At 55.9% G+C, this 12,972-nt stretch carries 11 protein-coding genes and 1 riboswitch; of the genes, 7 read left to right on the forward strand and 4 right to left on the reverse strand.

Going from position 1 to position 12,972, the window contains the following annotated elements; translation table 11 throughout:
- Together leuC and leuD are read left to right on the forward strand one after the other, a co-directional pair.
- On the forward strand, positions 1–1,401 hold the full coding sequence (leuC, locus tag QNN86_RS13220; RefSeq protein ID WP_181618643.1) for a 3-isopropylmalate dehydratase large subunit: 1,401 nt from the start codon (positions 1–3) through the stop codon (positions 1,399–1,401).
- 10 nt (positions 1,402–1,411) lie between these two features.
- Positions 1,412–2,017 carry a 3-isopropylmalate dehydratase small subunit gene (leuD, locus tag QNN86_RS13225; protein WP_181618642.1) on the forward strand — a complete coding sequence of 202 codons (606 nt, stop codon included), beginning with the start codon at positions 1,412–1,414 and terminating at the stop codon, positions 2,015–2,017.
- 118 nt (positions 2,018–2,135) lie between these two features.
- Here the strand turns inward: leuD and QNN86_RS13230 are convergent, their stop codons facing one another.
- Both QNN86_RS13230 and sgrT read right to left on the reverse strand, forming a co-directional pair.
- A complete protein-coding gene (locus tag QNN86_RS13230) occupies positions 2,136–3,314 on the reverse strand; it encodes a sugar efflux transporter (protein WP_181618641.1) in 1,179 nt (392 codons plus the stop codon).
- A 380-nt stretch (positions 3,315–3,694) separates the two neighbouring features.
- Entirely contained in the window at positions 3,695–3,817 is a 123-nt protein-coding gene (gene sgrT, locus QNN86_RS13235; protein ID WP_181618640.1) for a glucose uptake inhibitor SgrT, read from the reverse strand.
- A gap of 99 nt (positions 3,818–3,916) precedes the next feature.
- Here sgrT and sgrR point away from each other — a divergent pair, with 99 nt between their 5' ends.
- The 4 genes from sgrR (at position 3,917) to thiQ (ending at position 9,126) form a co-directional block, all read left to right on the forward strand.
- A complete protein-coding gene (gene sgrR / locus QNN86_RS13240; protein WP_181618639.1) occupies positions 3,917–5,572 on the forward strand; it encodes an HTH-type transcriptional regulator SgrR in 1,656 nt (551 codons plus the stop codon).
- 46 nt (positions 5,573–5,618) lie between these two features.
- A riboswitch (TPP riboswitch) is annotated at positions 5,619–5,841 on the forward strand.
- A 30-nt stretch (positions 5,842–5,871) separates the two neighbouring features.
- On the forward strand, positions 5,872–6,855 hold the full coding sequence (gene thiB / locus QNN86_RS13245) for a thiamine ABC transporter substrate binding subunit (protein WP_115259471.1): 984 nt from the start codon (positions 5,872–5,874) through the stop codon (positions 6,853–6,855).
- Positions 6,831–8,441 carry a thiamine/thiamine pyrophosphate ABC transporter permease ThiP gene (gene thiP, locus QNN86_RS13250; RefSeq protein WP_182270441.1) on the forward strand — a complete coding sequence of 537 codons (1,611 nt, stop codon included), beginning with the start codon at positions 6,831–6,833 and terminating at the stop codon, positions 8,439–8,441. The genes thiB and thiP overlap by 25 nt, the downstream gene beginning before the upstream one ends.
- Complete coding sequence (gene thiQ, locus QNN86_RS13255; protein WP_181618637.1) at positions 8,425–9,126, forward strand: thiamine ABC transporter ATP-binding protein ThiQ; 702 nt, start codon at positions 8,425–8,427, stop codon at positions 9,124–9,126. The genes thiP and thiQ overlap by 17 nt, the downstream gene beginning before the upstream one ends.
- Positions 9,127–9,183: 57 nt before the next feature.
- On the opposite strand, the gene QNN86_RS13260 is transcribed toward thiQ, so the two are convergent.
- Together QNN86_RS13260 and araC are read right to left on the reverse strand one after the other, a co-directional pair.
- Entirely contained in the window at positions 9,184–9,951 is a 768-nt protein-coding gene (locus tag QNN86_RS13260) for a DedA family protein (RefSeq protein ID WP_096758325.1), read from the reverse strand.
- Between the two features lie 119 nt (positions 9,952–10,070).
- A complete protein-coding gene (gene araC, locus QNN86_RS13265; protein WP_181618636.1) occupies positions 10,071–10,916 on the reverse strand; it encodes an arabinose operon transcriptional regulator AraC in 846 nt (281 codons plus the stop codon).
- Positions 10,917–11,255: 339 nt separating this feature from the next.
- Between araC and araB the strand changes: the two genes are divergently transcribed.
- On the forward strand, positions 11,256–12,965 hold the full coding sequence (araB, locus tag QNN86_RS13270) for a ribulokinase (RefSeq protein WP_414211234.1): 1,710 nt from the start codon (positions 11,256–11,258) through the stop codon (positions 12,963–12,965).
- Positions 12,966–12,972 lie beyond the last annotated feature (7 nt).

Genomic DNA, 12,972 nt, shown 5'->3' on the forward strand with positions numbered 1-12,972 from the left:
ATGGCTAAAACGTTGTATGAAAAGTTGTTCGATGCGCACGTCGTGTATGAAGCGCAGGACGAAACGCCGCTGCTGTATATCGACCGCCATCTGGTGCACGAAGTGACCTCACCGCAGGCATTCGACGGCCTGCGGGCGCATAACCGCCCGGTTCGCCAGCCGGGCAAAACCTTCGCCACCATGGATCATAACGTCTCGACGCAAACCAAAGACATTAACGCCTCCGGTGAAATGGCGCGCATCCAAATGCAGGAGCTGATCAAAAACTGCAATGAGTTCGGCGTCGAACTGTACGATCTGAACCACCCTTTTCAGGGCATCGTCCACGTGATGGGACCCGAGCAAGGTGTGACCTTACCGGGTATGACCATTGTCTGCGGTGACTCCCACACCGCCACACACGGTGCGTTCGGCGCGCTGGCGTTTGGTATCGGGACCTCAGAAGTCGAACACGTGCTGGCCACGCAAACCCTGAAGCAAGGGCGCGCCAAAACCATGAAGATCGAAGTTAATGGCACGGCAGCACCAGGAATTACAGCCAAAGATATCGTGCTGGCGATTATCGGTAAAACCGGTAGCGCAGGCGGTACCGGGCACGTGGTTGAGTTTTGCGGCGATGCCATCCGTGCCCTGAGCATGGAAGGTCGTATGACCCTGTGTAATATGGCAATCGAAATGGGGGCCAAAGCGGGTCTGGTCGCACCGGATGAAACCACCTTCAACTATGTACAGGGACGTTTGCATGCCCCTAAAGGTCAGGATTTTGCCGATGCCGTCGCCTGGTGGAAAACGCTGAAAACCGACGACGGAGCGACGTTTAATACCACCGTCACCCTGCAGGCAGAAGAGATTGCTCCGCAGGTCACCTGGGGCACTAACCCAGGCCAGGTAATCGCCGTGAACGATAACATTCCCGACCCCGCGTCGTTTAGCGATCCGGTTGAACGCGCATCAGCAGAAAAGGCGCTGGCCTATATGGGGCTGAAACCGGGCATTCCGTTGACGGAAGTGGCTATTGATAAAGTGTTTATCGGCTCCTGCACCAACTCGCGTATTGAAGATTTACGCGCCGCAGCTGAAATCGCCAAGGGCCGCAAGGTCGCGCCGGGCGTGCAGGCACTGGTGGTGCCGGGTTCGGGTCCGGTTAAAGCCCAGGCAGAAGCAGAAGGTCTGGATAAGATTTTCATTGAAGCCGGTTTTGAATGGCGCTTACCGGGTTGCTCAATGTGCCTGGCGATGAACAACGACCGTCTGAATCCGGGCGAACGCTGTGCTTCCACCAGCAACCGTAACTTTGAAGGTCGTCAGGGGCGCGGGGGGCGTACGCACTTAGTCAGCCCAGCCATGGCTGCTGCCGCCGCCGTAACCGGTCATTTTGCCGACATTCGCCGCATCAAATAAGGAAACTACCATGGCAGAGAAATTTACCCAGCATACCGGCCTGGTTGTCCCCCTGGATGCCGCCAACGTCGATACGGATGCCATTATTCCCAAACAGTTTTTGCAGAAAGTGACGCGCACCGGTTTTGGTGCGCACCTGTTCAACGACTGGCGCTTTCTCGATGAGAACGGCCAGCAGCCTAACCCGGAATTCGTGCTGAATTTCCCGGAATACAAAGGGGCGTCTATTCTGCTGGCGCGAGAAAACTTTGGCTGCGGATCCTCGCGCGAACATGCACCGTGGGCGCTGACCGATTACGGATTCAAAGTGGTGATCGCGCCAAGTTTCGCCGACATCTTCTACGGCAACAGTTTTAATAACCAACTGCTGCCGGTGAAATTAAGCGACGACGAAGTGGATGAACTGTTCACGTTGGTACAGGCCAATCCGGGGATCCGTTTTGAGGTGGATCTGCAGGCACGGGTGGTGAAGGCTGGCGATAAAGCGTATCCGTTTGAAATCGACGCCTTCCGCCGCCACTGCATGCTGAACGGTCTCGACAGCATCGGGCTGACGTTGCAGCACGAGGACGCGATCTCGACTTACGAGGACAAACAGCCGGCGTTTATGCGCTAGTCATTGTGATGCCGGATGCGCTGCGCTTATCCGGCCTACAAGCGCGCTCCAATTGTAGGCTGGATAAGGCGTTTACGCCGCCATCCGGCGAGCACAGCGACGCCGGGACTGTACCGGACTAGACGTCTTTCACCCGTCCAGTCATCACCAGCGTAACTACCGAAATCGCCGCAATCACCCAGTAGACGGCATAATGCCCGTAGCTTTGCGCCACCGCTCCCTGAATCACCCCCGCCAGAATCACCCCCGTGGAGATACTGTTGGTAAATAAGGTGGTGGCTGAACCCGCCCTGCCCGGCATCAGATCCTGAAACCACAGCATGCCTATTCCGGCAACAATCCCGATGAATACCGCATTAAACAGCTGCAGGACCAGTAGCGCCGTATGGCTATGGAAGAAGATAAGCCCAAGGTAAAACAGCACGCCTGCCGCCACGGCGGTTATCATCATCCGCCGCTTACCAAAACGCTTCACGTAGTAACCCGCCAGAATCATTGCCGGAATTTCCAGCCCGGCGGCGGTGCCCATCAGGATCCCTGCCAGTTTGTCCGGTAGTCCCAGTTCAAGGCTAATCCACAGCGGCATATCGATAATGTACATGGTGTTGCAGGTCCACATCAGCGTGGAGGCAATAAACAACATGCGCACATTTTTGTCCTGCCAGCCGCCGGTCTGCTCAAGCGGGACATCGACAGGCTGCTCGACCCGCGCCGCCGACGGCAGTATCAGCGCGATCAGCACCAGGCTAACGGCAAATATCCCGGCAGCAATCGAAAACATCATCGTGAAGCCGTAATTTAACGCCAGCATAAACGCCAGCGGCGGCCCAATCACCCACGCCAGCGAAAGCTGCGCACGCATCACCGAGCTGAACATCACCACTTCTCGCGCCGAGTTATCGGCATACTCCCGCGCCAGCGCAAACAGCTGCGGCATGGCGGTATTTGCCAGCGAAGCCAGCAGCACCCCGCAGGTGATCAGCGTTAAATAGTGGCGGTTAAAAGCAAACAGCAAAGCATTGCCAATCGCCATCAGACAGCAGAACATGATCAGCTTACGCCGATCGCCCCGACTGTCGGATCGTTTCGCCAGACCAAGGCTGACCGCGATCCCGGCGATCGCATTGACGGTGTAAAACAGCCCAACCCAAAATGGCTGTGCCCCCACCTCGCGACTTAGAAACAGGCTCAGCGTGGGTGCCTGTAACGCGCCCGCTACGCCCATCATAAAGGCAACCAGCATAAACGCCGCATACACGCCGTTGAGGCGCCGTCCCATGGTCATAATCCAGAGCATATCTTTCCTTTTAAGCGCAGCGGAAACGAAAAAAGCCAGCAGATAATACCTGCTGGCGGGTGAACGAGGCTGTATCCTGCCATTATATCTGGCATCGACGCTGGGTAAAAAACGCATAATCCAGGCGGAGGGCGCTGGGTATAGAAACCTATTCCCAAGCCTGACAACGCAGAGTATGCGTTTTTTACACGCGTCCCAGAGGGCTGGGGCTATTTTTTCACATAGCTGTGTTGCTCACACCTTATTTGGTTCACCAAATTTCACTGTTCGCGCCTTGCCATGTGAAAAAATAGCCACCAGCGATGCTCAGAGATAATGGCAGGATACAGCCTGCACCAATACTCAGTCACACATGATGTCTGCAATTCCCAATTCAGAGGTCAGTCTTGCAACTCCCACTGCATCAGTTCATCGAGCATCTTTAAGCGCTGCGGGGCACTCAGGCAAGCCAACCAGGACAAACGCGTTGTCGAGGTAAAGTACTTTAAATAGAACTGACGCATAGATGACCCCTTCGTTGTCTCATCGCTTCATCGGAATTCATTATTGGCTTAATATGGGGATAATAAAATTGCTGAGTTTTCCGTGGGAGTTCCCCTTTTATGTCTTCAGGTCGTTTGCAACAACAGTTTATCCGCCTGTGGCAATGCTGCGACGGCAAAACGCAAGACACCACACTGAACGAGCTGGCAGAGTTGCTCAGTTGCTCGCGCCGCCATATGCGCACCCTTCTCAACACCATGCAGGAACGCGGCTGGCTAACGTGGGAAGCCGAGGTCGGTCGCGGCAAACGTTCACGCCTGACCTTTCTCTATACCGGGCTGGCGCTCCAGCAGCAGCGGGCGGAAGACCTGCTGGAACAGGATCGCATTGATCAACTGGTGCAACTGGTCGGCGATAAAACAGCCGTGCGACAAATGCTGGTTTCCCATCTGGGCCGCAGCTTTCGCCAGGGGCGGCACATCATGCGCGTCCTTTACTATCGCCCGATGCACAATCTGCTCCCCGGTACGGCACTACGCCGTTCCGAAACCCATATCGCCAGGCAAATCTTCAGCGCCTTAACCCGCGTAAATGAGGAAAATGGGGAACTGGAAGCCGACATTGCCCACCACTGGCAACAAATTTCGCCGCTGCACTGGCGGTTCTTCCTGCGTCCTGGGATCCATTTTCATCATGGTCGCGAGCTGGAAATGGAGGATGTGATCGCCTCACTGGGGCGGATCAACAGCCTGCCTCTGTACTCGCACATTACGCAAATTGCCTCCCCCACGGCGTGGACGCTGGATATCCATCTGGCGCAACCTGATCGCTGGTTGCCGTGGCTACTGGGACAGGTCCCCGCCATGATCCTGCCGCGCGAATGGGAAACGCTGAATAACTTTTCCAGCCACCCGATTGGCACCGGTCCCTATGCGGTCGTCCGCAATACGAGTAACCAGCTAAAAATTCACGCTTTTGATGATTACTTTGGTTACCGGGCGCTGATTGACGAAGTGAACGTGTGGGTGTTACCGGACATCGCCGAAGAGCCTGGCGGCGGACTCACGCTCAAAGGCCCGACGGAAGATGAAAAGGCCATCGAAAGTCGGCTGGAGGAAGGGTGTTATTACATGCTGTTTGATTCCCGCGCCCATCGCGGAGCCAATCAGGAGGTGCGCGAATGGGTAAGCCGCATACTCTCGCCGACGAATTTAATTTTTCAGGCTGACGAGCAGTATCAACGACACTGGTTTCCCGCGTACGGATTACTGCCTCGCTGGCATCACGCCAGGCCAGGACTCGGTGAAAAACCGGCGGGACTGGAAACACTGACGCTCACCTACTATCGCGATCATATCGAGCATCGGGTGATTGCGCAGATCATGAAAACATTGCTGGCGGAGCATCAGGTACAGCTGAATATTCAGGAGATCGACTACGATCAATGGCACGCAGGCGAGACCGTCAGCGATATCTGGCTCAACAGCGCCAACTTTACCTTACCGTTGGACTTCTCGCTGTTCGCCCATTTGTGCGAAGTCCCGCTGCTGCAAAACTGTCTTTCTCTGGACTGGGAAAGCGACGCCGCCCGCTGGCGCACCGGCGAGATGAGCCTTGCGGCATGGTGTCAGCAACTGCTTGCCAGTAAAGCCATTGTGCCGCTGATCCACCACTGGCTGATCATTCAGGGGCAGCGCAGTATGCGCGGGTTACGCATGAATACGCTCGGCTGGTTTGATTTTAAATCAGCATGGTTTGCACCGCCGGACCCGTAGATCCGGCTCTTGATTGCCGCATAGCAACAAAATCATTACACTAACGCCGTTCTCAACGGGGTGCTAAATAAAAAACATACACAAAATCATTCATGATGCCTCAAGGCGGCAAGCGAGTGAGTCCCCAGGAGCATAGATAACTATGTGACTGGGGTGAGCGAGCGCAGCCAACACAGAGGCAGCGTGAATGATGAAGTGTATGGGCTGAGAGATACCCGTCGAACCTGATCCGGATAATGCCGGCGAAGGGATTTGAGGCTTATCTCAAGTCCTTTGCCACCCAACTCTTGAGGTGCAAAGTGTTTAAAAAATGTCTTCCGCTTTTACTGCTGTGCGCAGCGCCTGCCTTCGCCAAACCCGTTTTGACCGTCTATACCTACGACTCGTTCGCCGCCGACTGGGGCCCCGGTCCAACCATCAAAAAAGCCTTTGAAGCCGACTGCAACTGCGAACTAAAGCTGGTGGCGCTGGAAGATGGCGTCTCGCTGCTTAACCGCCTGCGTATGGAAGGAAAAAACAGTAAAGCTGACGTGGTACTCGGGCTGGACAACAACCTGCTCGACGCGGCAATGCAGACCAAACTGTTTGCCAAAAGCGGCGTGGCAAGCGATGCCATCAACGTCCCTGGCGGCTGGAAAAATGACACCTTTGTGCCGTTTGATTACGGCTATTTCGCCTTCGTGTATGACAAAAACAAGCTGAAGAATCCGCCAAAGAGCCTGAAAGAACTGGTCGAAAGCGATCAGAAATGGCGCGTGATTTATCAGGACCCGCGCACCAGCACGCCGGGTCTGGGACTGCTGCTGTGGATGCAGAAAGTGTACGGCGATAAAGCGCCGGAAGCCTGGCAGAAACTGGCGGCTAAAACCGTCACCGTCACCAAGGGCTGGAGTGAAGCCTACGGTTTGTTCCTGAAAGGTGAAAGCGATCTGGTGCTGAGCTATACCACCTCTCCGGCGTATCACATCATCGAAGAGAAGAAAGATAACTACGCCGCCGCCAATTTTAGCGAGGGACACTATTTGCAGGTGGAGGTCGCCGCACGTACCGCCGCCAGCAAACAGCCCGAACTGGCGGAAAAATTCCTGACATTTATGGTTTCTCCGGCGTTCCAGAACGCAATCCCCACCGGCAACTGGATGTATCCGGTAACCCAGGTCACGCTTCCTCCTGGCATTGCACAACTGGAAAAACCGTCCACCGCGCTGGAATTCACCCCACAACAGGTAGCAACTCAACGTCAGACATGGATTAACGCATGGCAACGCGCCGTCAGCCGTTAATTCCCGGCTGGCTGCTCCCAGGGCTTTCGGCCGCTACGCTGATAGTGGCCGTCGCCCTGGCGGCGTTTCTGGCGTTGTGGCTGAACGCCCCTCAGGGAGACTGGCTCGCGCTGTGGCAGGACAGCTACCTGTGGCACGTGGTGCGTTTTTCCTTCTGGCAGGCATTTTTATCCGCTGCGCTGTCGGTGATCCCGGCAATCTTCCTTGCCAGGGCGCTTTATCGTCGCCGTTTCCCTGGGCGTATAGCGCTGCTGCGCCTGTGCGCAATGACGCTGATCCTGCCGGTGCTGGTCGCCGTCTTTGGCATCCTTAGCGTCTACGGTCGTCAGGGCTGGCTGGCCTCACTTTGGCAGGCTCTCGGCCTGGAGTGGACGTTTTCACCGTACGGTCTGCAGGGCATTCTGCTGGCACACGTCTTTTTCAACCTGCCGATGGCCAGCCGTTTACTGCTGCAGTCGCTGGAGAATATTCCCGGCGAACAGCGGCAGCTCGCCGCGCAGCTAGGTATGCGCGGCTGGCATTTCTTCCGCTTCGTTGAATGGCCGTGGCTGCGCCGCCAGATCCCTCCGGTAGCGGCGCTCATCTTTATGCTGTGCTTCGCCAGTTTTGCTACCGTGCTGTCGCTCGGCGGCGGGCCGCAGGCAACCACCATCGAGCTGGCTATCTATCAGGCGCTGAGCTTCGACTACGATCCCGCCCGCGCCGCCATGCTGGCGCTGATCCAGATGATTTGCTGCTTAGGACTGGTGCTGCTCAGCCAGCGCATGAGTCGAGCGATAGCCCCCGGTACCACGCTGGTACAAGGCTGGCGCGATCCCGACGACCGCCTGCACAGCCGTCTGACTGACACCCTGCTGATTATTCTGGCCTTGCTGCTGTTGTTGCCGCCGCTGCTGGCGGTAATTGTCGATGGTGTTAACCGTCATTTACTGGACGTGCTTGCGCAACCCATATTGTGGCAAGCACTGGGGACGTCGCTGCGTATTGCGCTGGCGGCAGGCCTGCTGTGCGTCATTCTCACCATGATGCTGTTGTGGAGCAGTCGCGAGCTACGGGCACGGCAGCAAGTTTTAGCCGGTCAGGCGCTGGAACTGAGCGGCATGCTGATCCTCGCCATGCCGGGCATCGTACTGGCAACCGGGTTCTTCCTGCTGCTCAATAACAGTATTGGACTGCCGGACTCTGCCGACGGCATTGTGATTTTTACCAATGCGCTAATGGCCATCCCTTATGCACTGAAAGTGCTGGAAAACCCGATGCGTGACGTGACCGCACGCTACAGCATGTTGTGCCAGTCTTTAGGCATTGAAGGATGGTCGCGGTTGAAAGTGGTTGAGCTGCGTGCGCTGAAACGTCCGCTGGCGCAAGCCATCGCCTTCGCCTGCGTCCTGTCGATTGGTGATTTCGGCGTGGTGGCGCTGTTCGGCAACGAAGACTTCCGCACGTTACCGTTTTACCTCTATCAGCAGATTGGCTCCTATCGCAGTCAGGATGGTGCAGTCACCGCGTTATTGCTGCTGATCCTGTGCTTTACGCTGTTTACTGTTATTGAGAAATTACCGGGTCGACATGTTAAAACTGATTGATATTACATGGCTGTATCACCATTTGCCGATGCGCTTTTCGCTATCGGTCGCGCGGGGTGAACAGGTCGCCATACTCGGACCGAGCGGGGCGGGCAAAAGCACGCTATTGAACCTGATTGCCGGTTTTCTGGCACCGGCCAGCGGCACAATGATGATTGGGGGTGAGGATCACACCACCACGCCGCCCTCTCGGCGTCCGGTTTCCATGCTGTTTCAGGAAAACAATCTGTTCAGCCACCTGAGTGTGCAACAGAACATCGCCCTCGGCCTTAACCCGGGGTTAAAGCTGAACGCACAGCAGCGGGAGAAAATGCACCACATTGCTCAACAAATGGGGCTCGACACGCTGCTGGAAAGACTTCCTGGCGAGCTTTCCGGCGGGCAACGCCAGCGTGTAGCGCTGGCGCGCTGCCTGGTGCGGGAACAGCCCGTGTTGCTGCTCGATGAACCGTTCTCTGCACTCGACCCCGCCCTGCGTCAGGAGATGCTCACACTGGTGGCCGACGTGTGTCGTGAAAAGCAGCTGACGCTGCTGATGGTGTCCCACAGCGTAGAAGACGCCGCGCGCATTGCGCCACGCTCAATCGTGGTCGCCGACGGGCGCATTGCGTGGCAAGGTAAAACGGAGGCGTTGTTGAGCGGTCACGCCAGCGCCTCGGCGCTGTTGGGCATCAAAACCGGATGATAGATTGCGAGATTTTGTAGGCCGGATAAGCATCAGCGCCATCCGGCAAAATCAGCCCTAATAGCCCACCACTTTGCGCAGGATATCGATATACACCGGCATCAGCGGATGGCGGATCAGTGCGACCAGCGCCACCACGCCGATCCCGAGAACAAGCGGCGCCAGATACAGCAGTCGACCTCGCGGCAAATAAACGGTTAAGCGATCAACAGCCGCTTTGCCGCTACGCCATAGCCGCCAGCACAGCCATCCCCCGACCCACAGTAATAGTGCGGTCGCCAGCAATAGCCATTTGAAATCGCCGCTCTGTACATCTGAGGGAATATCAATTGCCGCGCCCGCCAGGATACCTGGTAGAAAATAAAACGGCGGCCACAATACGCAGCCAATGATATTAGGCACTATAAATTTAGCGACAGGCAGATCAAGCATCCCCGCCACCATTGGCACCAGCGGACGCGTCGGACCCACAAAACGCCCCACCAAAATAGTAAACATGCTGTGCTGATGGAGCGCATGTTCAGTTTTATCCAGTAACGCCTTGTTCTTTTTCATAAAAGACCAGCGATGCAGCGGTTTTTTAAACCGCCAGCCCAGCCAGAAGGAGATCCAGTCACCCATCAGGCAGCCGACGATGCCCGCAAGCCAGGCATGCCAGAAGTTCAGTTCACCGCTGCCAATCAGCGCACCCAGTCCGGCCATCAGCACGGTACCGGGTAAAATTAAGCCCACCAGCGCCAGCGACTCCAGAAAAGCCACCAGCAGTACGGCTATCAATGAGTATACGGCGGACTGGAGAATAAAATGTTCCAGCAATGCTTGCATAATGTGTCCGTCAGATTTACGAAGCAAGGATTCTGATAACCCTTCTCAACTTCGTCAAGCCATCATTTGTCTGAATAGTTTGCGAGATATGACAACTTTTCGGACACATCATTCACTTTTTATTCACAGCCTGCGCGGAACTCGCTCGGGCTGGCGCCGGTACATTTTTTGAAAACGCGGGAGAAATAGAGCTGATCGTCAAACCCGACGTTGCGCCCGACGGTGGCGATCGGCATGCGCGTGGTGCTCAACAGGAGCTTCGCCTGGCTGATTCGCTGATCCTCACGCCAGCTGAGTACGCTGATGCCGAGCTGCTGGCGGAACAGGTGCGACAAACGAGACGGCGAAAGGCAGACATGCTGCGCGACGCTGGCAATATCAAAATTGCTGTCCGCCAGGCGATCGCTGATGTACTGACAGGCATCGCGCACGCGGTTATCCATGGGGGGATGCAGTGATTCGTTAATCGCTTCCATACGTCTGAGCAGCAGTTGCTCCAGCAAGTTGATCGCCAGCAACTCAGAGTAACGTCCCTCCCGTTGCCCGGCGCTGATTATCTGGCCGAACAGTTCGTTGAAGTGTGGCTGATGTGCTTCATCCGGGCGGAAAAAACCGGTTTGTGCAAAAATCGCCGGCCAGGTAAGCCACTCCTGCCAATAGGCGCGAGGTCGAAAGTAGACCCACTGGTGGTACCATTCGCTGGCATCGGGATGGCGACCGTAATGGTGAACTTCACCCGGCGGAAACAGCAAAATATCACCCGGTCGGCAAACAAACTGCTTGCCCTGATTGTTGATGACGCCTTCCCCACGAATGGTCAGGTTCAGGATATAGCCCTTCATTCCCAGTGGTCTGTCGATAAAAAAATCCAGGTACCCGTTCGCCTCAATAGGGGTTAATCCCGCCACTAAATGCGCGTTAAACGAGTAGCCCGGCAACAGGGGATCGTTTTGCGGTTCAGCCATAATTTCAATACTCCCGGTGTTCTGATAAGAAACCAATCGTCCATATTACGCAAGATATTGTCACCATCTCCCCTGTAGGCCGCTATGGTTTCAGTAATGGACCATCAACCCCGCATGCGAAAAGCATTTTGTAAAAAACATGTCCTGCGCCAACGATAAAAACGGCTAACAAAAGTGTCTATAACTACGGCAGAAATGTCCACATTGAATATTTGCACGGCGTCACACTTTGTGATGCCACAGCATTTTAGTCCATAAGATTAGCGGATCCTGCCTGACGGTTTTTACCCCCATTATCTACTGTTTATCCATACCCGTATTTTTGGATGGAGTAAGACGATGGCGATTGCAATTGGCCTCGATTTTGGTAGTGATTCAGTACGAGCTCTGGCGGTGGAATGTGCCACCGGCGAGGAGATCGCCACCAGCGTTGAGTGGTACCCACGTTGGCAGGAAGGGCAATATTGCGATGGCCCAAACAACCAGTTTCGCCATCACCCGCGTGACTACATTGAATCCATGGAAGCGGCGCTAAAAACCGTCCTCGCTGAACTGAGTACAGAACAACGTGCGGCAGTGGTCGGGATTGGCGTTGACAGCACCGGTTCAACTCCTGCGCCTATTGATGCCAACGGCAATGTACTGGCGCTGCGCCAGGAGTTCGCGGAAAACCCGAACGCGATGTTCGTCCTGTGGAAAGATCACACGTCAGTCGAAGAAGCCGAAGAAATCACCCGCCTGTGTCATACGCCGGGTAAGACTGATTACTCCCGCTATATCGGCGGCATTTATTCCAGTGAATGGTTCTGGGCCAAGATCCTGCACGTGACTCGCCAGGACAACGCGGTCGCGCAGGCTGCCGTATCCTGGATTGAGCTATGCGACTGGATCCCCGCCCTGCTTTCTGACACCACGCGCCCACAGGATATTCGTCGCGGACGCTGCAGCGCCGGTCACAAATCCCTGTGGCATGAAAGCTGGGGAGGCCTGCCGCCAGCCAGTTTCTTTGATGAACTCGACCCCCTCATCAACCAACATCTGCAATACCCGATGTTTACCGATACCTTCACCGCAGACCTGCCAGTGGGCACGCTCTGTGCGGAATGGGCACAGCGCCTGGGTCTGCCGGAAAGCGTGGTCATTTCCGGCGGTGCATTCGACTGCCATATGGGCGCAGTCGGCGCGGGCGCACAGCCAAACACGTTGGTGAAAGTCATTGGCACCTCGACCTGCGACATTCTGATTGCCGACAAAGCCAGCGTCGGCGAGCGCGCAGTGAAAGGCATATGCGGCCAGGTTGATGGCAGCGTGGTGCCGCACTTTATTGGCCTGGAAGCCGGTCAATCCGCCTTCGGCGATATCTATGCCTGGTTTAGCCGCGTGCTGAGCTGGCCGCTGGAGCAGCTTGCTGCGCAGCACCCGGAACTCAAAACGCAGATTAAAGCCAGCCAAAAACAGCTGCTGCCTGCGCTAACCGAAGCATGGGCAAAAAATCCGTCGCTGGATCATCTGCCGGTAGTACTCGACTGGTTCAACGGGCGTCGTACACCCAATGCCAACCAACGTCTGAAAGGGGTCATTACCGACCTTAACCTCGCGACCGACGCACCAGCGCTGTTTGGTGGATTGATTGCCGCAACGGCGTTTGGCGCACGCGCCATTATGGAATGCTTTACCGAACAAGGCATCGCAGTGAATAACGTGATGGCGCTCGGCGGCATCGCACGTAAAAACCCGGTCATCATGCAGGCCTGTTGTGACGTCCTTAATCGTCCGCTGCAGATTGTCGCCTCAGACCAGTGCTGCGCGCTTGGTGCGGCAATTTTTGCCGCCGTTGCCGCAAACGTGCATGCCGATATCCCCGCCGCCCAGCAAAAAATGGCGAGTGCCGTGGAAAACACACTGCACCCTCGTCCTGAGCAGGCTCAACGTTTTGAACAACTGTATCGCCGCTACCAGCAGTGGGCAGTAAGCGCCGAACAACAATACCTTCCGACTGCCGCACCGGCGCACAAAGCCCCGGTAGATCTGGCAACCCTGACACATTAAGGACACG

It is taken from the genome of Citrobacter sp. C348, from assembly GCF_047467975.1.
In the GTDB taxonomy this organism is placed as follows: Bacteria; Pseudomonadota; Gammaproteobacteria; order Enterobacterales; family Enterobacteriaceae; genus Citrobacter; species Citrobacter gillenii.

Excerpts from the sequence above, each read along its gene's own strand:
- leuC (WP_181618643.1), top strand. The coding sequence starts at position 1 with ATGGCTAAAACGTTGTATGAAAAGTTGTTCGATGCGCACGTCGTGTAT.
- leuD (WP_181618642.1), top strand. The coding sequence starts at position 1,412 with ATGGCAGAGAAATTTACCCAGCATACCGGCCTGGTTGTCCCCCTGGAT.
- QNN86_RS13230 (WP_181618641.1), bottom strand. The coding sequence starts at position 3,314 with ATGCTCTGGATTATGACCATGGGACGGCGCCTCAACGGCGTGTATGCG.
- sgrT (WP_181618640.1), bottom strand. The coding sequence starts at position 3,817 with ATGCGTCAGTTCTATTTAAAGTACTTTACCTCGACAACGCGTTTGTCC.
- sgrR (WP_181618639.1), top strand. The coding sequence starts at position 3,917 with ATGTCTTCAGGTCGTTTGCAACAACAGTTTATCCGCCTGTGGCAATGC.
- thiP (WP_182270441.1), top strand. The coding sequence starts at position 6,831 with ATGGCAACGCGCCGTCAGCCGTTAATTCCCGGCTGGCTGCTCCCAGGG.
- thiQ (WP_181618637.1), top strand. The coding sequence starts at position 8,425 with ATGTTAAAACTGATTGATATTACATGGCTGTATCACCATTTGCCGATG.
- QNN86_RS13260 (WP_096758325.1), bottom strand. The coding sequence starts at position 9,951 with ATGCAAGCATTGCTGGAACATTTTATTCTCCAGTCCGCCGTATACTCA.
- araC (WP_181618636.1), bottom strand. The coding sequence starts at position 10,916 with ATGGCTGAACCGCAAAACGATCCCCTGTTGCCGGGCTACTCGTTTAAC.
- araB (WP_414211234.1), top strand. The coding sequence starts at position 11,256 with ATGGCGATTGCAATTGGCCTCGATTTTGGTAGTGATTCAGTACGAGCT.